General features: G+C 63.6%; 18 protein-coding genes and 2 pseudogenes. 7 read left to right on the top strand and 13 right to left on the bottom strand.

Annotated features, from left to right (window positions below; all coding sequences use genetic code 11):
* Positions 1-459 precede the first annotated feature (459 nt).
* On the bottom strand, positions 460-1,068 hold the full coding sequence (locus V5F77_RS25835; RefSeq protein ID WP_429008016.1) for a transposase: 609 nt from the start codon (positions 1,066-1,068) through the stop codon (positions 460-462).
* Positions 1,069-1,443: 375 nt separating this feature from the next.
* Here V5F77_RS25835 and V5F77_RS25830 point away from each other — a divergent pair.
* Positions 1,444-1,701, top strand: a pseudogene (locus tag V5F77_RS25830) (transposase domain-containing protein); the annotation flags it as partial.
* A gap of 522 nt (positions 1,702-2,223) precedes the next feature.
* Here the strand turns inward: V5F77_RS25830 and V5F77_RS25825 are convergent.
* The 8 genes and pseudogenes from V5F77_RS25825 to V5F77_RS25790 form a co-directional block, all read right to left on the bottom strand.
* A pseudogene (locus V5F77_RS25825) lies at positions 2,224-2,508 on the bottom strand (HupE/UreJ family protein); the annotation flags it as partial.
* A gap of 238 nt (positions 2,509-2,746) precedes the next feature.
* Entirely contained in the window at positions 2,747-3,745 is a 999-nt protein-coding gene (locus V5F77_RS25820) for a HupE/UreJ family protein (protein WP_429008015.1), read from the bottom strand.
* Positions 3,742-4,698 (bottom strand): peptidyl-prolyl cis-trans isomerase, encoded by a 957-nt coding sequence (locus V5F77_RS25815; RefSeq protein WP_429008014.1) that lies wholly within the window; start codon positions 4,696-4,698, stop codon positions 3,742-3,744. Before V5F77_RS25815 ends, V5F77_RS25820 begins: the two co-directional genes overlap by 4 nt.
* Positions 4,691-5,770 (bottom strand): hypothetical protein, encoded by a 1,080-nt coding sequence (locus V5F77_RS25810; RefSeq protein ID WP_429008013.1) that lies wholly within the window; start codon positions 5,768-5,770, stop codon positions 4,691-4,693. Before V5F77_RS25810 ends, V5F77_RS25815 begins: the two co-directional genes overlap by 8 nt.
* Positions 5,767-8,052 carry a DUF3604 domain-containing protein gene (locus tag V5F77_RS25805; protein ID WP_429008017.1) on the bottom strand — a complete coding sequence of 762 codons (2,286 nt, stop codon included), beginning with the start codon at positions 8,050-8,052 and terminating at the stop codon, positions 5,767-5,769. The genes V5F77_RS25810 and V5F77_RS25805 overlap by 4 nt, the downstream gene beginning before the upstream one ends.
* A gap of 834 nt (positions 8,053-8,886) precedes the next feature.
* Complete coding sequence (locus V5F77_RS25800; RefSeq protein WP_429008012.1) at positions 8,887-9,552, bottom strand: hypothetical protein; 666 nt, start codon at positions 9,550-9,552, stop codon at positions 8,887-8,889.
* 66 nt (positions 9,553-9,618) lie between these two features.
* On the bottom strand, positions 9,619-10,416 hold the full coding sequence (locus V5F77_RS25795) for a hypothetical protein (protein WP_429008011.1): 798 nt from the start codon (positions 10,414-10,416) through the stop codon (positions 9,619-9,621).
* Between the two features lie 317 nt (positions 10,417-10,733).
* Positions 10,734-11,123, bottom strand: coding sequence for a hypothetical protein (locus tag V5F77_RS25790; protein WP_429008010.1), 390 nt, complete (start codon positions 11,121-11,123; stop codon positions 10,734-10,736).
* Between the two features lie 155 nt (positions 11,124-11,278).
* On the opposite strand from V5F77_RS25790, the gene V5F77_RS25785 reads away from it, so the two are divergent.
* On the top strand, positions 11,279-12,418 hold the full coding sequence (locus V5F77_RS25785) for an alpha/beta hydrolase (RefSeq protein ID WP_429008009.1): 1,140 nt from the start codon (positions 11,279-11,281) through the stop codon (positions 12,416-12,418).
* A 172-nt stretch (positions 12,419-12,590) separates the two neighbouring features.
* On the opposite strand, the gene V5F77_RS25780 is transcribed toward V5F77_RS25785, so the two are convergent.
* Entirely contained in the window at positions 12,591-13,595 is a 1,005-nt protein-coding gene (locus V5F77_RS25780) for an AraC family transcriptional regulator (RefSeq protein WP_429008008.1), read from the bottom strand.
* A gap of 285 nt (positions 13,596-13,880) precedes the next feature.
* Between V5F77_RS25780 and V5F77_RS25775 the strand changes: the two genes are divergently transcribed.
* The 4 genes from V5F77_RS25775 to V5F77_RS25760 all read left to right on the top strand — a co-directional run bounded on the left by V5F77_RS25775 (position 13,881) and on the right by V5F77_RS25760 (position 18,435).
* The gene (locus V5F77_RS25775; protein ID WP_429008007.1) at positions 13,881-14,654 is read left to right on the top strand and encodes a hypothetical protein; all 774 of its coding nucleotides are present in this window, start codon (positions 13,881-13,883) and stop codon (positions 14,652-14,654) included.
* Between the two features lie 445 nt (positions 14,655-15,099).
* Entirely contained in the window at positions 15,100-16,725 is a 1,626-nt protein-coding gene (locus V5F77_RS25770; protein ID WP_429008006.1) for a DUF1254 domain-containing protein, read from the top strand.
* Positions 16,726-16,906: 181 nt separating this feature from the next.
* Positions 16,907-17,281: a DUF3302 domain-containing protein gene (locus tag V5F77_RS25765; RefSeq protein WP_429008005.1), complete on the top strand. Its 375-nt coding sequence runs from the start codon at positions 16,907-16,909 to the stop codon at positions 17,279-17,281.
* A complete protein-coding gene (locus tag V5F77_RS25760) occupies positions 17,278-18,435 on the top strand; it encodes an HlyD family secretion protein (RefSeq protein WP_429008004.1) in 1,158 nt (385 codons plus the stop codon). Before V5F77_RS25765 ends, V5F77_RS25760 begins: the two co-directional genes overlap by 4 nt.
* 305 nt (positions 18,436-18,740) lie before the next feature.
* On the opposite strand, the gene tnpC is transcribed toward V5F77_RS25760, so the two are convergent.
* The 3 genes from tnpC to tnpA all read right to left on the bottom strand — a co-directional run bounded on the left by tnpC (position 18,741) and on the right by tnpA (position 21,151).
* A protein-coding gene (tnpC, locus tag V5F77_RS25755; protein WP_429008003.1) for an IS66 family transposase occupies positions 18,741-20,365 on the bottom strand; the annotation gives its coding sequence in 2 pieces (ribosomal slippage) (positions 18,741-19,672 and positions 19,672-20,365; 1,626 coding nt in all).
* A 46-nt stretch (positions 20,366-20,411) separates the two neighbouring features.
* Positions 20,412-20,759 carry an IS66 family insertion sequence element accessory protein TnpB gene (tnpB, locus tag V5F77_RS25750; protein WP_429008002.1) on the bottom strand — a complete coding sequence of 116 codons (348 nt, stop codon included), beginning with the start codon at positions 20,757-20,759 and terminating at the stop codon, positions 20,412-20,414.
* Positions 20,756-21,151: an IS66-like element accessory protein TnpA gene (gene tnpA / locus V5F77_RS25745; RefSeq protein WP_429008001.1), complete on the bottom strand. Its 396-nt coding sequence runs from the start codon at positions 21,149-21,151 to the stop codon at positions 20,756-20,758. The genes tnpB and tnpA overlap by 4 nt, the downstream gene beginning before the upstream one ends.
* A 170-nt stretch (positions 21,152-21,321) precedes the next feature.
* Between tnpA and V5F77_RS25740 the strand changes: the two genes are divergently transcribed.
* The coding region (locus V5F77_RS25740) for an IS4/Tn5 family transposase DNA-binding protein (protein ID WP_429008000.1) at positions 21,322-21,848 on the top strand (527 nt) is incomplete at its 3' end.

Below are 21,848 nucleotides of genomic sequence, written 5' to 3'. Positions count from 1 at the left end.
TCTGCCAAAGTAGTGCTAACGTACTGACTCTAACTTGTTGTTGTTCAGCAACAAGCTGTGGAGACGACGCCTCTCCATTTCAGTCTGCCACCGGCAGACTGATCCGTAAAGCCGCTTTTACTTGCGATGACGCACGCAGCCGCGCGCCGGAGCGCGCGGGCGCCGCCGTCTGCCCGCGCTGCGGCCGTTCCCGTCCAACTTCGTCACGCTGAGGTGCGGCGCATGTCTCTCCGAGGAGCACTCGCTAACGTCCGTGGTCGGCATAAGGTCCGCCACATTCCGGGATCTGGAGACCAGGCGGTCAGGCTAACAAGCGCCGTGCGGTTTCGCCCGAAGGCGGCCGCCGGCACGTCAAGTTTCGATCTCGCCCAAATCCCCGTCTCCCCGGGAGACGCCGCTCCGCCGTGGCGGAACCTGGTGACGCCGATGGTGGGGGCGGCCGGATCGCTCACGCCTCCATTATGCGCGCGCGAGCCGGCCGCCCTTCAGACCGGCGCCGTATCGGAAGGTCGAGCCGTCAACCCAGATCTTGTGCAGGAGCACGCTGAGCGCCCGCGCCACCGCGGTCGCCGCCTTCTTCAGCCCCTTCTTCTTCATCAGCCGCAGCCCCCAGAGCCGCAGCTTGAAGCTCTTGGGGATGCGCGTGAGGATGGCGATCGCCGCCTCGTAGAGCATCGCCCGCGTCGCCTCGTCGCCGCATTTGGAGATGCGGCCCGACCAATCGGTCTCGCCCGACTGGTAACGGCGCGGCGTCAGCCCGAAGTGGGCGCCGACGGTCGTGGATTTCTTGAACCGGGCCGGATCGTCCACCGTGGCGCGGAAGGTCAGCGCCACGATGGCGCCGACGCCGGGTACCGTCATCATCCGCCGCACCGCCTTGTCGTTGCGCGCCGCCGCCAGCGCCATGCGATGCATGCGGGCGAACTCGAACCGCATCGCCGCGCGGGCCGCGAGCAGCGGCGCGATGATCTGTTCGAGCTCGCCGAGGCCGGCGACCAGCTCGCGCACGCGCGCCTCGAACTTGCCCGTCGACACCTCGCCGACCTTCAGCCCGAACGGACGGATCACGCCGCGTCTGGGCAAACGCGGTGACCGGCCCGTGGAGCAGGTCTATCCGAAGCTGTCGCGTGATCTCCCCGCTTTCCAGAACGGCGACCTGGGCGAAGGATCTGTGGATGTCCATCCCGATGACGCGCATGCTCCTCCTCCTGCTGTTGCAATCGGGAGCTGGCGGGCTTGCACGACATCTACGGATCCGCGCTCGCGGCGCAGCCGGGCAAGTCGTAGGGGGCGGCCACGTAACAACTCGAGCTCACAGCTCATGTTCAGGACGGCCTGCCGCCGTTTCATGCTCCCGGCACCCCTATCCCGGCAGGCCCCCCCATACCCCCCTCGGGGTGGGTGGATCCACCGGGCAGTGATGCCGGAAGCACCATGCCCTTTAACAATGCGGCGGAGCGCGCCCTGCGCGGCTTCGCCCTGGGACGGAAGGCATGGCTCTTCGCCGGCTCCGACTGCGGTGCCGAGCGCGCCGCCGCCATGGCGACGCTGATCACCACGGCGAAACTCAACACCGTCGATCCGCAGGCCTGGCTTGCCGATGTGCTCGCCCGCATCGCGGGGACGCCGCAGACCCGGCTCGCAGAACTGCTGCCATGGCACTGGCAAGCGGGCAGCGCAGGCAACCGCAAAGCTGCCTGACGGCATAGCCGCGGTCCCGCGGCCCTTGCCGGATGCATACGGTTCGCCTCCGGGACTGCGTCGAATCCGACGGCGATTCCCGCGAGCCCGGCCAAGCCAGTCCCAAGCCAAATGGGCGCGCGCAGCCCGGAGATTACGATCGCGGCCGCGGCCAGTGCTGCCACGATGAGTAGTGCCGTCGCATCGGTAGCGGCAGTGACCATTGATGCCAGCACGAGGCCCGCAATCACGCCGCCCGCAAGCGTCGGGATTCCCCAACGGCATACTATAAGACCGGACCTTCCGATCAGCGGCCACGAGAGCAAGAAGCTCTGCGGGGACAACGACGGGATGCAAGAGTCCGGCATAGAAGCCGCCCACGCCTTGCACCATGCTGTGGGCGGCCGCAGCACCGGGCAGAAGGGTTACGAAGAAGGCCGCGCCTGCGGCTGCAACCCGGTTCACGCCAACCCGGTCAGGGAAGGCGCCCCCGGCCACGGCGATCAGGCCGCCAGCCGCGCGAACGGCAGTGCGGCCATCGTTCCAGCGAGCGAGACCGCCGAAAAGAATGCCGCAGAGGTGCAAGAGACCGGTCGCGATGACGAAGCCGAGGGCGTAGGACACGGCGGACGAGGACTCGGGCATCTCGGCACCATGGGCGTAACCATGGAAGGCCGCAAAGACGCCCACGATGATCGCGGCGACAGGGAGTGGCGGCTTGAGCGCCAGTGCGACGCGGAGACCGAGGACCACGGCGGAAAGCGCGATCCCCGTTTCGACTGCCGGCAATGGGACGCCGATCATGCCGAAGGCGCCGCCGAGCGCCATGATCGGCGGAAAGACGATCGGCAATACCCAGATCGCCGGAGCGCCGAGGAAGACGCCTAGAGGCCGACCGCGATCATGGCGATGACGGATCAGGGCCAAGGATCGGGTGGCTGAAGCCGCTCGCGAAGCCGCCTATGTCGCCCGCTCCGTATGAACGAATGCCAGCGTGGCGACGAGAACGACGAGGGCCGCGAGAATTGCGAGCGGAGACAGTCGCGCCGTCACGTCGGAATCTCCTTCAGGAGAACATGGCATCGAGCCGCGAGACGAGCCAGAACGAGGCGACGATGCCGATTGCATAGGCAGTTGCGACGGGCGCCTGGCGCGGAATGGTGAAGATGCGGCGCAACGATGCAGTGACAGCAAGGATCGCCGCTATGAAGATAAGCTGACCGATTTCGACACCGATGTTGAAGAACAGCAGCGCCAGCGGGATGTCACCCCGTGGCAGGCCGAGGTCCACCAGCGCCCCCGCGAATCCGAATCCGTGTAACAGGCCGAAGGCGAAGGCAACGACCCACGGCCACTCGATCGCAAGGCTTGTATCGCCACGCCGGAGCCGAACTGCCTCGACGCTGACGAGCATGATGCTGAGCGCAATCATCGCCTCGACCGGCCCCGCCGGCAGCGTGACGAGCCCGAGGGCAGCAAGGGCCAGCGTGATCGAATGTGCGATAGTAAAGGCCGTGATGGTCTTCACCAGCACCCGCCAGTCGCGCACGATCAGCATCAGAGAGGCAATGAATAGCAAGTGATCGAAGCCGAACAGGATATGTTCGATGCCGTGGCGCGTGTAGGCGGCGGCCACGGCGAGGGTGCCCTGCTGTGCGTCGATCGCGAGCCAGGGCTGAGACGGGCGCGCCATCGACGTGGTGGTCCGACCATCCATGGCGATCCGGATCAGCACGTCGGTAATCGTCGCCTGCAGCCCAATGAAGTCGATCCGCTTCCCGGCAAGGCCGCCAGGTACCTCAATGAGTCGGCGTTCGATGGTCGAGCCCGGCATCTCCTGCGTGCCGGGGCCGCTGATCGTGCGCACGCCCTCCGGGAAGGTCAGCACCACCGGCAGCGGCATGCCCGAGAGCAGCGGCGTGCGCCAGATCACCGAATAGCGGTCTGCTCCCGTCTGGTCGACCTGCAAATAGGCCGGACGAACCTCGTGGGCGTCCGCCGGCGCCGCGAAGACAAAGGCAACGAACGCCCAAAGCAGGCCGATCAGCAGCGTATGGCGTTTCATTCGCCCATTTCCCCGGACGAGATCGCGGAGAGAGGCCGAGGACCCAGATTGGTGAGATCGGCGGGGTCGAGCTTCGGAATGACGACGGTGTAGCGGGCGCGCATGTCGTCCTCGGCCCGCTTGCGGATCTGGTTGTAGCGCTCATCGGTCCAAGCGGCGCGGACATCCGGCTCGATCTCGTCGAGCGCCGGCACACGGCTCGGCTCGAGCGTATCGATCCGCACGAGATGCCACCCATAGCCCGACTGGATCGGTCCGTACCAGGCGCCGGGCTTGAGGGCCAATAGTGACTGCGCGAAATTCGGGCCGAACTCCTTGCCGATCTCCTCCGGCGTGCGCCCGCCATAGAAGTCCTGGAACATGAAGCGGTCGCCGATACCGGAAAGCTCCGGCGCGTGGATCGGTTTGTCCGCGACTTCCGACAGGGCGGCGGCAGCGGCGGCGCGCGCGGCATCTTCGCCGCGTCCGTCCGGCGAGAAATAGAGATGGCGGAAGCTTACCCGCGGCGGCAGCGTGAAACGCGCGGCATTCGCTTTGTACCAGGCGGCGAGTTCGGCGTGCGACGGCGGCTCGAGCTTCGCGAGGTCGGCGAGAAGGAAATCCATCTTCTGCGCCAGGCGACGCTCGATAATGTCGTCGTCGCGCTCGAGGCCGAACGAAGCAGCCTCTCGCGCGAGGATGCGCTGCATCGCGCGCTGCTCGGCGAGGGATTGCAACTGCGCCTCGTCCGGCAGCGGTTGCCCCTGCGAGAGCTGGACGAGGGCCAACTGCTTCAACTCGTCCTTGGTGATCTCGATCCGCATCGGGTCCGCGGCTGGCGCTGCCGCGGGAGCGAAGTGCGAATAGGCCGCGAAGAGGAGGACGCCTGCGATCAGGAAATGCAGGAGCGGATCGCGAAGAATGCGCGTGAGGATGCCGCGTCGCCCCAGCGTCCGAGTGGCGGAATCAGTCACGTGCAAGTACTGCCTTGGCCTCGGGGTCGGGGCTCTCCTGCAGGTAGCTTATGATGGCAAATTCTTCCGCCGGGTCGGAGACAGCCTTGGCCTTGATCAGGGCAGCATAGTCCCCGCTCGCTTGCCAAGCCTTCCACGCAGCGAGATCGGTCGCGACGAAGCCCGCCATCGCCGGCCGCGCCCGGATGAAGCGTCGATAGGTCTCGACCACGCGCTCCCGTCCAATGGTCGTATCGGCGCCGCCCTGGACCGAGAGGGCCAGCAGAGCCGCCTCGATCTCCGGCAATGTGCGGGTCGGGTCGGCGAGATAGACATGCTCGACCCATTCCAGCCGGTCCGGTCCGCGCAATTCGAGATCCGCCGCCAGCAGGGCGGAAACGTCGGTCGCGGATTGCGCCGCCCGGGCGGCGTCCAGCTCCGCCTCGATCGCATCGGCGTCGACGAATCCGCCCGCAATGCCAAGCAGAAGAATATAAGTCGATCGACGCGTGGCGTCGCCGGGAGCGGCGATCCATGCGCGGAGCGCCTTCACATCGAGCTGGCCGGCAATGCCGAACAGCGCCGCATAGGGCGCCCGGGCAATCTCGTCATGGGCGATCCGGGCCACCATGGGATCCGGATCTTCCAGACGCTGGACGGAGAGTTTCAATCGCTCTGCAACGGTATCTCCCGCAAGGATGTCCTGCACCGCGTCCGGATCGGGCGGGGCCGTCGCTGCGATCTCGCGGAGCCAGGCGGCACTCTCGGGCCGGGTGGCGCCGATGCTCTTCCAGTTGACCGCGAACGCGTTGTGCAGAAGGAAAAGCGCCTGGCCCGCCGGTGGCGTCGGTGGCGTCGGGACAAGCCCTGCCAGCGGGATGAACTCGCCAGGCGCGCCGCCGCCCTTGACCAAGGCGACGACGCGGAAGCCCGCACCCTCCGGCACCGCCAGCACGGCACGGTCGGTCTTGTCGATTTGCTTGGCGGCGCTGACCGATACCGCCGACAGGCAGATCGCGCAGGCCGATGCCGCCGTCGCGCCCGCGACACTCACGGCCGCGAGTACGACTCCAATGCCCACGAGCCGGTTCATTGATTCGCCGGGGCGTCGCCGGTCGGCACCACGGGATCCTTCACCTGGGTGCCGAGGAAGACCGGGGTCGAGATCATCTCATAGTTCGCGTAGCCGAACTCATTGCTGCGCGCCGCCACAAAGGTCTCACCTTTCGCCGCAAGATCGCCCGTGCCGCCGGCTACCCGGAAGACGGCAAGGTCATATTCCCGGTTACCGAAGTTCGTCACGATCTTGTCGTCGCGGATCCGGTAGCTGTGCGGCTGGCCGAGATAGGAAGCCTGCGCGATGTCGCCCACTTCGGAGGGCTGCGGGAAACGCGGATCGACGTTCATGATGAGCATCTCGCCGTTCTTGGCCCACTGGATCTTGTAGACGCCGCCAGTGACGGTGTTGCGGATCCAAGTGAAGCGGCCGGGGAGCAGACGGTTCAGCTCGTCGGTGGTCAGCTGCGTCGCGCCCGCGTCGCGCAGCGAGGCTACGGTCCGTCCGGTCGGGACGCCGCGCACATCGGCGGCCGGCGTATACCAGATCGGCGACGACCAAGCGCGTTCCTGAACCGTTGCCGGCACGACCTGCGGCGGCTCGATACCGAGTTCCTTCGCCTGGATCGTGGTCCAGCGTGGCGTCGGAATCTCGAGAGCACGGGCGTAGTAGAAGGCGTCGAGCGAGGGATCGAAGTCCGGGTCGGTCCAGGTGCCGGTGAGCTGCACTGTGCCGACGTCGTTCGTGTAGCTTGCTTTGGCGATATCGACGGTCGAGGCGATCGCCGGAACTTTGCCGTCGACCGGGTCGGGCTTCCGCTCACCAGCCCAGACAACGTCGTAGACCTTCTCGAAGGATTGGCCATCCTTCGCCCATCCCTTGACGATCTGGATGCGGTCGAGGTTGCCGGAAGTCGGATCCTTCACCGCGGAGAGGGCGAAGGTCGGTGCCTTGCCGCCGGCCCGGGGCTTCATGTCGCCGCCCATCGATACGCCCCCGGTGTAGGCTGCCTTCACCCAGTCGGCCTTGCCGGTCATGTCCGGGGCATAGTCCCAGCTCCCGAAGAAGCGAATGGTGATGCGCGGACCGCTGGTGGCGAACGTCTCCTTGCGCTGCATCGCGTCGAAGAGTGATGCTCTGGTGTTCTCCTCGGCCCAGATGCCGGTCAGGCCGGCCGGGTTTTCGAAACGGACATCCATGCCGGCAAAGTTGTGCCCGCCCATGCGCTCCTTGACGGTGCCGTCGAGCCGCGCGTGGCCGCCGAAGAAATTCTCCTGACGGTAGGGGACGGCGGTATTGTGCGAGTCCGAGCCGCCGACGATACCGGTCTTGTATGGGTTGTAGCCCTTCGCCTGCTCCATGGCGACGCCATCCTTCAGCGCCTGGCGGACATAGCTGCCGCCGAGGGTGATGAACTGGCCCTGCGGGTCGCCGAGCAGGTAGTTCAGAACCTCGTAGTTGGCGAACTCGTCGTTCGGCGAAAGGAGGGGATGGGTCTCGGACTGGCCCTTGATCTGCTTGATTTCGGTCAGGCGCTCGTTCCGGTCACGCGCATCGGCCCAGGCCTGGTCGATCGGTCGGCCCTTGAAGTCGACTTCGGTCGGGTACATCAGCCCGCCAGACAGGTTGGCGTTGTGCGAGATCGCCAGCAGTTCGTTCCCCGCCTTACGCTGGCCGTCCATCCACGCCCAAAGATCCTCGGGCGTCTGTGACTGCAGCGAGCTGAACGGCCGTTCCGGCACCTTCGCGCAATCCTTGAAGAAAATATTGCGGTGCATGTTCCGGAAGTCGGGATTCGACGTCCACTCATAGGAGCAGAACGCCGTGAACTTACCGGGCTCGTTGGCTGCATCTGCGGCGGCGTTGTTGGCCTTCCAAACGGTGTCGGAGATACTGGGCTGCACGAGGGCCGAGATCGGCTTCATCTCGATCATGCTGGTGCCGAGCCAAAGATAGATTCGCTGAATGTCCTCCGCATCGCGCACCTTGAGCTGTGAGGCGATCGGCAGCTTGCTGAGCGGCGAATCCGGATCGTTTGAAAGACGGACGACGCCCGCATATTCCGAGTGATCGGTCACGCCCATCCAGTCGAGCGGCGTAGTGATTTTCACGTCGTAGCCGAGCGGATGCTTGATCGCCTTCCCCTTGGCGTAGCTATAGGCATCGGCGGGGCCGGTGATGTGATTGCCAAAGATATAGGCGTCGAACGACCAACTGGTATGGACGTGAGTCTCACCGAAATACGCCTTACGCTCGGGCGCATTCTGAGCCAACGCGGAGTGATAAGGTATACCGAGCAACGGTATTGCAGCACACATAGCCGGCACGATCGCGTGCAGCGTCGCAGAGAGTGATCTCGACATGGGTCCTGTTCCCGTTCTCGCTATACGAATAGCGTTGTACCTAGATCGGCACGTCAAATTTCGATGTTCGATCGGCGCTGAGGCAATCAAGCCTTTGCCTGGGAAGCGACTAATTCAGCTTGATGCCAAGTTGGGTTCTCTCGCATTTTTTAATATAGCCATCAATGTAGCAATCACATTTCGGCACCACTCATTTTGCGCCAACAGCGGTGGATTCCGGAGCTTCCAGCGCAAAAGAGAATCTTAGCATAGACCCATCGTAGGCTGCTTTCGTGACCCGTCAGTGAAGCCGAGCCACGTCTGGCGTGATCGTCGACCAAGTCGCTGGGGATTGTGTCCACGAACCCAGCCATGAACATGAATGGCTGTGGGTCAACGCTGGAACCGACGGTGGCCGGAGGTCCAGAAGCGGGAGATCGTCGCTGCCTCGCGGGAGCGCGGAGTGTCGGATCGCGGCGTAAGGTTGCGACGCAAAAACCAACCAGCTGATGAGCTAGCGGAAGCTGTACCGGGACGGGCTGTTTGGGCCGAGCGGCCTGGCGACCTGCCGCCCATTTCCCGCGCGAGCGGGGTCGGGGTGCCCGCGCGGTGCGCGAATCGAACCTGCGCTGGTTGCTGGTTCGGCTATAAGGTGGCGCGACAGCCACCCATTCCTTGTCGAAAATCGTGGCGGCGTGTCCGGTCTCTCCACACGGAGAGGCTGGATCACACCGCCCGTCTCACCGCTGCGGATTTGTTGGCCACTTCCTGGCCATCCGGTCGCAGCGGTGTCTGCGACCCTCCGGGGCCTCAGTAGCAGGGTGGATAGGGGTAATACCCACAGGCCGGCGGACGGTAATAATAGGGGACGGCCGCTGCTGCGGCCGCGGCCCCCGTCGCCGCCGCGGCGCCGGCGTACCAGGCTCCACGATAGGCGGTGCGCCGAGCCACGCCGGCATACGACAATGGCGTGAACGGCAGACCAATAATGTCGATGAACAGGGACGCCGGGCCTTCGCTGCCATCAAGCGAACCTTCCAGCACCGCAACGTCGAAGGTGAGCGTGTCACCGTCGAGCCGGGGCGACTTCAGCGTCACGACCGCGTCCTGCACACTGTCGCCGGCCTTGCTCAGCACCGAGACGGTGGCATTGGGCGGGTCCTTGGCGAAGCTGTCACCGGCCGACCATTCCTCCAGCAGATGCGCGGTGAGCGCATGACCGGCGGCACGGACCGGACGATCCGCGAACATGATCGAGTTCGTGGAAATCCCCTTGAGGACGAGCTTGTTGTTCTGCAGGCTCGCGCCTTTGGCGCTCATGACAATGAGCGCTGGTTCGATCTGCGTCTTGCCGGTGCCGATCGTCTTGCTCGCCGGGGCAGTGATGGCATTCGGCGCCTCCTGGGCGTAGGCGGCGCCGAAAAGGAGTATTGATAGTGAAAATGCGAGCGGCGCTAGAAGTTGTCGGTTCGACATTGTCCTGTCTCCGTGACGATCGATGGCATTCGTCTGGGCAGCGAACGCTGCCAGACCAGTGCGAGCTCAGAAATGATAAGCAATGCTGCTGAAGACGCCGTGTTGCGTGGTGTTGTAGACGAAGCCGCCACTTTCGTAGTCGGTATAGATGGCGCGATAGCCGAGCGCGGTGGAGATGGACGGCGTCCACATATAGCCAACCGAGGCGAACCCCTGCGCCGTGAGCTTCGAGCCTATGCCGAAGCCGCCGATATCAGCGAGAGCATTGAGGAACCACGTGTCGTTGATCTTGTACTGGAGGCTGAGGCCAATGGTGGGATCGACCCAGTCCTGCGTGCCTTCGCGGCTTATGAAGATCGGCAGCACCGCGGGGCTTATCCCGATATCGGCGCTCAAGTGCTGATAGCGGAGCCCGACCGTGCCGCTGAGTTCGATGTTCTCAGGCAAGCTGACCGGCAGCCGGTAGCCCACAATGGCCGAGGCGGTGATCTGCGTCTCGCTGAAGCTGACCTGCGTCCCGTTTGCGCCTACGGCGGCTCTATCGGAGATGCTTGCCCAGATGAGGTCGGTCAGAATTATCCAATCGCCATTCTTCGCGAGAAACGAGCCCATGAGGGCCCCATTCAGATGCGTTATGGCGTCCCAGGCGCTGACATCGACGCTGGAGGGCGGCAGGTGCTTAATTCCGATGTCGCCATTGAGCGCCGTTGCCCATCCGTAGACGGTCGCCTGGAAAGTCCAGCCTGAGGGAACGGTGGCCGCGGCGGCCTCGCCCCTACTCGGCGTCGTGGGAAGGTCCGCACCAATGCATGGTGTCGCAAAAATTGCGACAACAAGAAACCCGATCGTGGCGTGTAGCTTCATGTGGATATCAGTCGGATGGGAGTTGAGTCATTGGTCACTGCTCTACTCCCGCCTTTCCGAAAGACGCGGCGCGACAGGCTCCACTACGGGCAAGCTGTGCACTTTCTGGCAGGAGGTTGCCAAAGCTCACGCGTTCACACAAAATAGTGAGCGTTTGAATCACAGCCCAAACCATCAGCAGTTCCACATCCGCGTTTCTTGCCTCTTGACGCATGACGATTGACGACGCGTCCGCAGGCACCTGTTGCTACGCTAGGCGGCAGCAGCTATCGGAACCACTCATTTTGCGCCACCCGATGCCATGTCCAAGAAAGTTGTCATAGGGCCACGGTTCCTGTGATCTCCGGCCACTTCCTGCGGGCCTGCCCGCCTTTGCGCGAGATAAGATTGGGGAAAGGGTGCTGCTGCGAGCCAATCACGCCGCTGGCTTCGATCTGGAACTGATCGAGGACGGGAATTGCTTCATTGCTCGGCAGGCGGTGGTGGACTTCGTCGATGCGATCAGGAGGGCGGCTGGCGAGCCCCACCTCGGGCTTCCCATAGCACCCCGCATGAATGCCGACGTATGGCAACTTCCAGAAAAGGAAATGCTCAATCGTGGCGCAAAATGAGTGGATGCGATGTCCGATTGCTGCTTTGTGGCGCGATATGAATGTGTCGGTCAGGCGGTGAAACTCGTTTGCGGCTGTCGGCGTAGCCTCGACCATGGAGCGCGAGAAGATTGCCCGTGCTAACCAGCGGCACCTTCGCGGCCTCTTGATCCGCCTTTGCGTTTCTCTACCATCTCAGCGTGCGCCCCAGCGTTCCGATGGTTGGCCGGGCCGACATTTCGGGCGGGTGTGAACGCTGTCGGGATTGGACAATGGAATTCGCGGGCAGGCGGCTCAGAGTATCGCTGGCAATCGGCTGCGCTCTGTTTGGTGGGGGCTGCGCGTCTCGGCCGGAAAATGTCTTCATCGCAAGCGAGCAGGCGCCCGTACCAGGAGCCTCGCAGGTCGATATGCTGATCGCCACGACGCGTTTACCATCGCAGGTTCCCGGCGAGATGTTCGGCGGAGACCGCGGTGGTCCGGCCTTCGCGGAGATCACGATATCCATTCCGCCAGATCACAAGACCGGGAACATCGAGTGGCCTCGGCAGGTTCCGGCCGACCCGAACCGATCCTTTGCCGTCGTCAAGGCTGACGTACTGGACCGTCAAGGCGTCCTTGCCAGGTTCCATAGTCGCCTTGCAAAAGGACCGACGCGCAGCGTCCTCGTCTTCGTGCATGGTTTCAACAATCGGTTCGACGACGCCGTTCTGCGCTTTGCTCAGATCGTCCACGACTCGCAGACGGACGACATCCCAGTGCTCTTCACCTGGCCTTCAGCCGGCAAATTGGTTGCCTATGGTTACGATCGGGACAGCGCGACCTACTCGCGCGATGCACTCGAGCGCACGCTCGACTATCTGATTGCCGATAAATCGGTGAGCGAGATTTCGATCCTGGCGCACTCCATGGGAAATTGGGTGACGCTGGAAACACTGCGGCAGATGGCGATCCGCAATCGCTCGATCTCGCCGAAGATCAAGAACATCATGCTCGCGGACCCCGATGTCGATATCGACGTGTTCCGGACCCAGGTCGTCTCCATGGGAACCAGCCGACCCGCTTTCACGGTGTTCATTTCGGATGACGACAAGGCGCTCGCTGCGGCAAAGATCATTTGGGGAAGCAAAGCCAGGCTTGGCGATTTCAATCCAAATGCTGAGCCGTACAAGACGTTCATGGAGCAGAACCGCATCGATGTCGTGAACATGACCGATATCAGGAACAATGGCTGGATCGACCATGGAAAATATTCCGATAGTCCCCGCGTCATCCGACAGATCGGTCTGCAACTCGCGACGGGCCAGCCCATTACGGATCAGCAAATCTCTCCGATTGACAGCATCAACCTCACCGCCATGGGAGCTGTCGGCACGTTGACGGGAATGGTCCCGCCACTCGGTCCAAAATGATGCGAATAGCCTCCGGCTATGCGACCGCGCAGGCAAACAATCGGCCACGCGCTCAGCCTATCGCTGCCCCCAACTACCGGTCCGCTTCACGTGCGGATGGCGTCATGCTGGTGGACGTGCCAGTCGATGTTGTCGGGGCCGAAAGGCTGCAGGCAGACGGAGCTGCCGTCTGCTACGTCTCGCAGCGGAACTCTCGCGGTGCGCGGCCCGTCGCCTTTCGGAAGGCGCGCGCGAAATTGGCCGGAGAGGAATATCCCAACTCCGCCGAAACACGGGTGACCGAACCATCCGTGTGCCGTAGCAGCTCGGTGGCTCGCTGGATCCTTGCCGCGTTCGCCAAGCCGCGAAAATCGGTGCCAGCCCGATTCAGCTCGCGTTGCAGCGTGCGGACGCTGGTGTCCATCGATTGCGCGGCACTTTCGATGGATACGCTGCCGGTGAGAACCTGGGCCCGGATCTGCTCGACGACGATGTCGAGTAGATCCCGCGGAGCTCCGGCCCCCCGGTCTCGCGCCACATCCTCGATGGTGACGCTCGGCCGCGAAGTGCGCCTCGATACAACGGATAAAAGATGGCGTTCCATGACGATGGTCACCGCGGGTGCGTTGAAAATGACCGGGCACTGGAACACATCTTCGAACAGCGCTGGCTGGCCCGGCTTGTCGATATCAAGTTCAACGCGCAGCGGATGCCAGTCAACGGGCAAATAAGCCCTGAAGACACTCAGCAGGACCCCAGCCGCGGCGCTGGCGATAATGTCGTAGCCGACGCGGCCGGCCAAGGCAAAGCCGTAGCTGAATCGCGCCTCGTCGCCGACGATCGCCACCGACATCCTGTCATCCGTGCTGTGATAACGCAGCGCCGTAATGGCGTGCTTGAGGGATTGGCCGAGGGTGTCGGCTCCAAGGATAAAGCGCCCGAAAGTGCCATAATTGGCAACGTCCATCACCGGGGCCATCAGGATCCCGAGGTTGGGCTCGCCCGCCGCTCGCGCCGCGGCATCCACGAAAGCAAGCACCGCCGCGTGCGGGATGAAGCAATTCCCGTCCTCGATCAGTTCGAGGTCGAACCCTGCCGCGCGATTGGCCTGCAGAAGTGCCCTTTCCCCGATTTCATGACGCAGGAAAGCCGGCAGGCCGTGAAGGATGCGGTTCGAGATAACCGGTATTTCAGCCATGCGCGGAATGCCCCGAGGATACCGCCATGGTGGCGCAAAATGAGTGGTTTCGAAATCCGATTGCTGCTCTCTGCCCCAATATAAGTGTGTCGGACCGATGGGGGAACCCATCTGGGGCCGTCGGCATGTCTTTGGCTATAGCCGAGGAAATTGTCGGCCGTGAGCGCGAGGAAACTGCCCATGCCAACCAATGGCCCTCTTGCGACTTCCCGGCCGACTAGGAGGCGCGTGAATGCCATCGTCGCACCGCCGAGGTCGTGAGCTGCACTTGCGCTCGTCGCGACCTTGTCATGGTCGGGGGTTGCGCTGGCGGAGGATTCAACGACCAGCACCGAGGATCTCGCCAAGGCGGCTCAGAACCCGGTCGCCGACATGATCAGCGTGCCATTCCAGTTCAATACCAATTTTGGCTACGGCCCGTACGACAAGACACAAGAAGTTATCAACATACAGCCTGTTATTCCATTTAGTCTCTCACCCGACTGGAACTTGATCACCCGTACGATTGTACCCGTGATTTCCCAACCGCAGCTCTCTCCTGATGAGGGTCGAACATTCGGTCTTGGCGACATAACGCCGACATTTTTTCTATCGCCTGCTCACTCGGGTAAGTTTATCTGGGGCGTTGGACCGGCCTTCCTGCTGCCGACAGCCACCGACGAAGACCTCGGATCCGGGAAGTGGGGCGCAGGCCCGTCGGCCGTCGGCCTCATCATGGACGGACCGTGGGTCTACGGCGCCTTGATCAACAACATCTGGTCGTTTGCCGGTGATCCCAGCCGGAAGGACGTCAACCAGATGACGCTTCAGCCGTTCATCAACTACAACTTCAAGGAAGGTTGGTATCTTACGTCCTCGCCACTCATCACGGCGGACTGGTTGGCCGACAACGACAATCGCTGGACCTTGCCCGTCGGCGGAGGTTTTGGCCGCGTCTTCCGGGTTGGCAAGCAGCCGATCAATGCGCAGTTCGGCGCTTACTATAACGCCATCGCGCCCGACAATGTTGGGCCGCAATGGCAGATCCGGGCACAGCTGCAGTTCCTTTTTCCAAAATAGCGAGTGCACATTGGATGATGTCATCAAACACACAGGCATATCGACGTAGTTTCGGGTGGCGCACGCCACCGTGGGCGTTGGCCGAGGCCGAATACCGTAGCTCGCACTCCGAGGAGGGGTAGAAACATGATGACGCAACTTAGTCGGAAGGCCGGAGCCCGTTCCTGGGGTTGGCTAGCGCGATCCTGGCTTTCTTATCAGCTTGCGAAAGCCGAATGGCCCAGCCTGTTGGAAGCCAAGGACATCGCCGATGTCTACGCCGCCTTCGATCCTGCCGCCGGGCGAAGGGACATGGCAGCCGCCCGGGATTAATCTGGCGCAATAACTATCCCCGATCATGCCGATGCGTGGTGCCGGATGACATCTGGCTCTCAGGCTGACCGGCCTTGTACCAGGGTTTCGAGCCGCGACGACCAAGCCTAAGGGACCAAAGAGAGGACGACCCATGAAACCGATCCACAGCAGGTTCCGCGGACTGAGGATGGCCCTCGCGGCATCGACTTTCCTCGTCGGCACGATTGGAGCCAGCGCCCAAACGGCGACCCCGCCTGCATCGATCCTGACGCCGGACAAGGTCGAGACGCGCATCGGCACACTCGACTTCAAGGACGGCATGCCGAGCAAGGAGACCATCGCCAAGGTCTATGACAATCTTGACTTCACGCACGCCTTCGAAGCGTTCGTGAATACGTTCCAGGGTGTCAGCATAGCGGCCCTTCACAAGGGATTTCAGAATGCCGGGGCGAAGGACAACGAAGTCCTGATCTTTTCCGATCTGATGGACGCCAGTTCGTTGTTCCTGACGGCCAACGCGGACACGATCTATACCCTGGGAATGCTCGACCTCTCCAAGGGGCCCATGGTACTAGAGATTGGCCCCAAGATGTTGGGCGCTATCGACGACCAGTGGTTCCGCTGGGTTATTGATTTGGGCGCGCCCGGGGCTGATCGCGGCGAAGGCGGAAAGTATCTCATCCTGCCGCCCGGCTATGAGGGCAACGTGCCCGAGGGCGGCTACTTTGTGGCCCGCGCCCGCACCAACTTCGTTATCTGGTTCGCTCGCGCCTTCATGGAGGACAACGACCCCAAGCCGGTCGTCGCACAGATCAAGAAGACACTGAAGGTCTATCCGTACCAAGCCGGCGGCTATGGCACGCCCGTTGCCGAATTCCTTGCCGGTAAAACCAAACTCGGGCCGATCACCCCGCCGCCGCCGACTGTGTTCCACGAAGGGTCGGGCAAGGTGATGAACACGATTCCGCCCAGCGACTACTCCTATTACGAGTGGCTCAACGAGGTCGTGCAGCGGGAGCCTGCAACGGCGCTCGATGCCGAGTTGATGGGCTCGATCGCCGCCATCGGCATCGTCAAAGGCAAACCCTTCGCGCCGGATGCGCGGATGAAGAAAATCCTCACCGAAGCCGTGGCGCTCGCCAACGCCACTTCGCGCACCCTGTTCATGGCTCCTCGCGCGGCGGACTGGCACTACTATCCCGGTTCGGGATGGGTGAACCAGCTGTTTGTCAGCGGCTACGAGTTCGAAACGCCGATCCCGGAAATTACGCCTGAGGGCGTCAAGCCCTTCCCGCCCACCGGCTACCGCTTGCTGAACTCGCGAACGTCCTTCTTCTACGGCGTCACCGGCATCACGCCTGCGATGGCCATGCGCGTGCCCGGCATTGGCTCGCAGTACCTGTTGACAATGGTGGATGCCGACAAGCAGCCCTTTGATGGCGCCAAGACTTATAAGGTGACACTGCCGAAAGACATTCCGTACGCGAACTTCTGGTCCTTCACTGCCTATGATAACCAGACGCGCTCGATGCTCGATACCCCCCAGCGCTACCCGCGCGCAGGCAGCCAGAGCTATCCTTCACCAGCGGCCGAAGCGGGCGCCGACGGCTCGACGACGGTGTATTTCAGCCCGACGCAGCCGGCGGGCGTGAAACGCGGCAACTGGATCCAGACCATGCCCGGCAAGGGCTGGTTCACGATCCTGCGTCTCTACGGCCCGCTCGAGCCATTTTTCACGAAGGCGTGGAGGCCAAGCGAGATTGAACTGGTGAAGTGAGCCAGGAGCCGGCCTGCGATCGACCGCAGGCCGGCTCGTCGGCTCTGCCCAGCGCCACGGTTGCATCCTCAGCAAAGTGGCCCGAGAACGACGTTCCGATGTCCGTCGTCGACGCTGCGGGCGCTGGACAAACCCGCTCGGCCGAGCGGTTCCAAGCCATCGCGCACAGGTGGAGAGCACCATGGGCTTCGATCTCGACTTCTGGGACTATGCGACCTTCGCGGCGCTGGCTTTCATCGGCGTCATGTTCCTCGGTCTCATCATCTTCATTCTCGGCCTGCCGGGGCGGATCGCCATCGCCCGCCGGCATCCCGAGGCCGATGCGGTCTATATGATGGGCTGGGTCGGCTTTCTCGCCATCGTGCCCTGGATCCAGGCGCTCATCTGGGCCTTCAAGCCCACCAGCGTGGTGGACCTGCGTTATCTGCCGCGCGACGTTAAGCGCGAGACCGACGCCATGATCAGTCGTCTTGAGGGGAAGGCACCGCCCGTGCCGACCGGTGCCGCGCCATCTTCAGGGCCCACCGCCTCGTCCGACGGGAGGCCTACGTCATGATGGTCGGCCTCCTCGTCGTCGCCATCGCCTGCTTCGTCTTCTGGCTGGTCTTTCTGAAGCTGAGACTACTGCGGATAACGCCCGGCTGGGTCTTCGGCTTCAGCATCGTCGTCCTGCATCTCTTTTTGATCTTCGTCATCGGGCTACGCTTCGTCACGCCCTATTCGACCAATGCCACGGTGGTTCAGCACACGATCCAGCTCATTCCGCGCCTGTCCGAGCCCACCCTCGTTACCGAGGTGCTGGTCAAGGACAATACGGCGGTGACGATGGGGCAGCCTCTCTTCCGCTTTGACCGCACCATCTACGAGGCCAAGGTCGCTGAATTGCTGGCGCAGATGGCCGCCGCCCGGCAGAATGTGAAAGTCCTCAAGGCGGACATCATGGCGGCCGAGGCCAAGGCAGAGCAGGCCCGCGCGACACTCGCTTATTCGCAGCACCAGAAGGAGACCTTCGACACCCTGGCCCGGCAAGGCGTGAGCCGCGAGGACGAGGCGATCAGGTGGCGGGACGAGGAGAAGAAAGACGCGGCCGATCTCCTTGCCGCCGAGGCCGAGGCCGAAGTCGCGCGGCTCCAATATGACTCCACCATCGACGGGGTGAACACCTCTGTGGCCAATCTCGAGGCCCAACTGCGGCAGGCGCAATATTATCTCGACAACACCACGCTCAGGGCACCGGAGGACGGGCGCATCGTGAACCTCCAGGTACGCCCCGGCATGGTATCGGGCATCCTGCGCGTCGGCGGCATTGCGGCCCTGATCGCCAAGCACGACCGTTATGTGCTCGCGACCTACTTTCAGGAAAACCTCAAATATGTGAAGCCGGGCCAATATGTGGAGATCGCCTTCAATCTTTATCCCGGCCAGATCTTCAAGGGTCATGTGGTCGGCATCTGGAAGGCGAACGGGCAAGGCCAATATCTGCCGAGTTCGGACATTCCCAAGTTCGAGCCGGCCAATGCCAACATCCCCCAAGGCCAATATGCGGTGAAGATCGTGGTGGACGATCTGAACCCGGAGCAGTTCCCCATTGGCGCGCAGGGCGCCGCGGCCATCTACGTGAACGGAGACAAGGGGTCCTGGGCCGCTCTGCGCAAGATCGCCATCCGCTCGCGCACATGGCTCGCCTGGCTCTATCCGCTCGATATTTGATGCCGGCAGACCGTGGCTCGCTCCCTATTGAGGCACGATGCTCCTTCGATGCGCGGCACCGGCAACGTGGGTCACGTCAGCGCGTCGAAGCCGATACCCGACCGATGTCGTGCTCGTCTTCCCCGTAGCTGGGCGGGACTGGCCCCTGAAGAATCCGATCCCCGACCAGCTCCCGATGTCAGACGAGACGGTGCTCGATGGCGCACGCTCTCCTGGCGGCGCGGCACCAGGGGCCGCTTGGACCAACATCATCGAGAACATGAATGTAAGCATCCGGCAAGGGCCGCGGGACCGCGGCTATGCCGTCAGGCAGCTTTGCGGTTGCCTGCGCTGCCCGCTTGCCAGTGCCATGGCAGCAGTTCTGCGAGCCGGGTCTGCGGCGTCCCCGCGATGCGGGCGAGCACATCGGCAAGCCAGGCCTGCGGATCGACGGTGTTGAGTTTCGCCGTGGTGATCAGCGTCGCCATGGCGGCGGCGCGCTCGGCACCGCAGTCGGAGCCGGCGAAGAGCCATGCCTTCCGTCCCAGGGCGAAGCCGCGCAGGGCGCGCTCCGCCGCATTGTTGGACAGGCAGGCACGGCCGTCCTCGAGGACGGTTGCAAAGCCGTTCCAGCGCCTGAGCATGTAGTCGATCGGCTTGGCAACCGAGGCCGATCGGGAGAGCTTGAGGCGCTGCTCGCCGAGCCAGGTGTGCAGGTCATCGACGAGAGGTCGGCTCTGCGCCTGCCGGGCATCGCGACGCTCCGGCGCACTCAAGCCGCTGATCCCGCGTTCGATGTCAAAGAGAGCGTCGATGCGCTTCACCGCCTCCAGGGCGATGGGCGATACCGGCGCGGCGCCAGGCCCGCGCCGCGCGCTTGTGGCGATGTCCGCCAGTTCGAAGAAGCCCCTCCTGGCATGGGACCAGCAAAGCGCGGACGTGACCGGTCCGCCCGGACGCGCGGGATCATACAGTCCGTTGTAACCGCCATAGGCGTCGGCCTGGAGGATGCCCCGCCAGCCCGCGAGGTGCGCGTCCGGATGCTCCTGCCGCCTGTCGCGCGAGGCGAAGTAGAGGGCCGCCGGCGGGTCGGCGCCGCCGAAGGGGCGATCGTCGCGCACATAGGTCCAGATCCGGCCTGTATCTGTCTTGCCCTTGGCCAGGATCGGCACGGTAGTGTCGTCGGAGTGCAGTCGCTCCGCCGCCATGACATGCCGGGCAATCAGCTCATGCAGCGGCTTCAGCGCCACAGTCGCGTGCCGACCTGATCGGCCAGCGTCGAGACGGAGAGGTCGATGCCCTCGCGCGCGTACCTTTCGCTCTGGCGGTTCAACGGCTGATGCTGCCCGAACTTCTCGAAGAGGACTGTCGCCAGCAGGTTCGGCCCGATGAAGCCGCGCGGCGTCACATGGAAGGGCGCCGGCGGCTGAGTGATCGCCTCGCACTGGCGGCAGGTGAACTTCTCGCGGACCGTCTGGATCACCTTCCAGGATCGCGGCACGATCTCAAGGGTCTCGGTGACGTCCTCTGAGAGCTTCGACAGTTTCATCGAGCCACAGCAGGGACAGGTGGTCGGTGCCGGCACGATGACGCGCTCGCGCGGCAGGTGTTCCGGGAAGGGCTTGCGCACGGGCCTCCGGCGTGGAGCGGGCGCCGGCAGCGATGCCAGGCGCGCACTCTCCTGCGCCGCGATCTCGTCCTCGCTCGCCCTGGCCTCCAGTTCCTCGAGCTGAAGCTCCATCTGGTCGATGAGCCGTACCGTGCGCTCGGAGCGCTGACCGTAAAGCTCGCGCCTGAGCTTCTCGATCGTCAGCTTGAGGTGGGCGATGACCGCATCGACGGAGGAGGCGGCGGCCTCGGCCTCGATCCGCCTGGCGCGCTCGGCCAGGATCATCGCATGCGCCGCCGCCAGGTCGGCGGGCAGCGCGGGCGATGCAACGGGCGTGCTCATGGCAGCTATGGAATCACAGCCCATTGCAAGCGCAAGGCAAAAAGCGTCAGCCGACCGAGGTCGGACGCCAAGCCTCCACCGGATTGCGCCAGTCGATCCCCGAGAGAAGATAACCCATCTGCGCCGGCGAGATCGCTACCACCCCGTCTGCCGGCGATGGCCACAGGAAGCGGCCGCGCTCCAGTCGACGCACGTACAGGTTCGCCGCCTGCCCGTCGTGCCAGATGATCTTCACGAGGTCGCCGCGCCGTCCGCGGAAGCAGAAGATATGGCCGCCAAGCGGGTCTCGCCTCAGGACCTCCTGTACTTGCAACGCCAGGGAGGCGAAGCCCTTGCGCATGTCCGTGTGGCCTGTCGCCAGCCAGACATTCGCGCCGACCGGGACAGGGATCATCGCGCCCTCAGGGCCGCGATCGCCTCGCGCAGCGTTCGGCCATCCACCTCGCCCTCCAGCCGCAGCCGGTCGCCAGAAGCCAGCTCAATCTCGATGCGGCTCTCGCGAGAAGCCTTGCGCTTACGCGGCAAGGGCGCGTCGGGGGGCGACGCAGGCTCCGCAGACGGCTCGACAATCACCGGCACGAAGGCTGGCAACTGGGGCGTGACCCGCTCGCAGAGCTGCTGGCGCCAGCGGAAAAGCTGGCTCACATGCACCCCAGCCGAGCGGGCGATCTCGGACGCTGAAGCCCCGGGCTCCAGTGCCAGCGCCACCAGCCGCTCCTTCTCGGCCCGCGGCCAACGCCGCCGCCGCTCCACCGACGTCATCACCTCCACTCGCGAAAGGGTCATATGACTACTCCTAGGATTACCCCTAGGACTTCACGTCATCCACCAAACGCCGCAAGGCGGTACTCGCCGGCTTTCAATTACCCACAAGAGCGATCGTGCGGGAATGTAGCTTGAAACCCTCGAATCACTTGTGATTCTGTTCGTGACGCCGAATCACGAGGGCGTCACCGATGGGCATGGCCGTACCCGAAGGCAACGAGGATGGTTGGCTGGCTGGCGAACTCGGCGGTAGTACGCTTCCAGACCGGCGTTTGGCTCGTCGATTGTTGCATATCGCCGGCCAGATGTCGGCTTCGCCGGGCCAACCTCTTCCACTCGCCTGCCAGGACTGGGCAGCAACGAAGGCAGCCTATCGTTTCTTCGACAACGATCGAGTGACCGAGCAAGGTGTTCTCGCCGGTCATTTCGCGGCAACCAAGTCTCGGGTGTCGGCGGCAACCGGCACCATTTTGGTTCTTCAGGATACCACCGAGTTCATCTACAAGCGCAATGCGCCCGAGAAGATCGGATTCACCAAGGCGATCAACAGCGGGCGCGACAAACATGGACGACTGCGCGAACATACCCTGTGTGGTCTCCTGATGCATTCCAGCCTTGCCGTGACGACAGCGGGCGTGCCGCTCGGTCTCGCCGCCGTCAAATTCTGGACCCGCAGCAAGTTCAAGGGAACTGCAGCGCTGAAGCGGAAGGTCAATCC

The organism is Roseixanthobacter psychrophilus (genome assembly GCF_043195195.1).
Classification (GTDB): domain Bacteria; phylum Pseudomonadota; class Alphaproteobacteria; order Rhizobiales; family Xanthobacteraceae; genus NCEH01.
Note: the sequence above shows the minus strand (reverse complement) of the source record. Positions and strands in the feature narration are given on the sequence as shown.

What these genes read in the sequence shown, in the direction of transcription:
- V5F77_RS25820 (WP_429008015.1), bottom strand. Translation starts at nt 3,745, where the DNA reads ATGAAACGCCATACGCTGCTGATCGGCCTGCTTTGGGCGTTCGTTGCC.
- V5F77_RS25810 (WP_429008013.1), bottom strand. Translation starts at nt 5,770, where the DNA reads ATGAACCGGCTCGTGGGCATTGGAGTCGTACTCGCGGCCGTGAGTGTC.
- V5F77_RS25805 (WP_429008017.1), bottom strand. Translation starts at nt 8,052, where the DNA reads ATGTGTGCTGCAATACCGTTGCTCGGTATACCTTATCACTCCGCGTTG.
- V5F77_RS25800 (WP_429008012.1), bottom strand. Translation starts at nt 9,552, where the DNA reads ATGTCGAACCGACAACTTCTAGCGCCGCTCGCATTTTCACTATCAATA.
- V5F77_RS25795 (WP_429008011.1), bottom strand. Translation starts at nt 10,416, where the DNA reads ATGAAGCTACACGCCACGATCGGGTTTCTTGTTGTCGCAATTTTTGCG.
- V5F77_RS25790 (WP_429008010.1), bottom strand. Translation starts at nt 11,123, where the DNA reads ATGGTCGAGGCTACGCCGACAGCCGCAAACGAGTTTCACCGCCTGACC.
- V5F77_RS25785 (WP_429008009.1), top strand. Translation starts at nt 11,279, where the DNA reads ATGGAATTCGCGGGCAGGCGGCTCAGAGTATCGCTGGCAATCGGCTGC.
- V5F77_RS25780 (WP_429008008.1), bottom strand. Translation starts at nt 13,595, where the DNA reads ATGGCTGAAATACCGGTTATCTCGAACCGCATCCTTCACGGCCTGCCG.
- V5F77_RS25770 (WP_429008006.1), top strand. Translation starts at nt 15,100, where the DNA reads ATGAAACCGATCCACAGCAGGTTCCGCGGACTGAGGATGGCCCTCGCG.
- V5F77_RS25765 (WP_429008005.1), top strand. Translation starts at nt 16,907, where the DNA reads ATGGGCTTCGATCTCGACTTCTGGGACTATGCGACCTTCGCGGCGCTG.
- V5F77_RS25760 (WP_429008004.1), top strand. Translation starts at nt 17,278, where the DNA reads ATGATGGTCGGCCTCCTCGTCGTCGCCATCGCCTGCTTCGTCTTCTGG.
- tnpB (WP_429008002.1), bottom strand. Translation starts at nt 20,759, where the DNA reads ATGATCCCTGTCCCGGTCGGCGCGAATGTCTGGCTGGCGACAGGCCAC.
- tnpA (WP_429008001.1), bottom strand. Translation starts at nt 21,151, where the DNA reads ATGACCCTTTCGCGAGTGGAGGTGATGACGTCGGTGGAGCGGCGGCGG.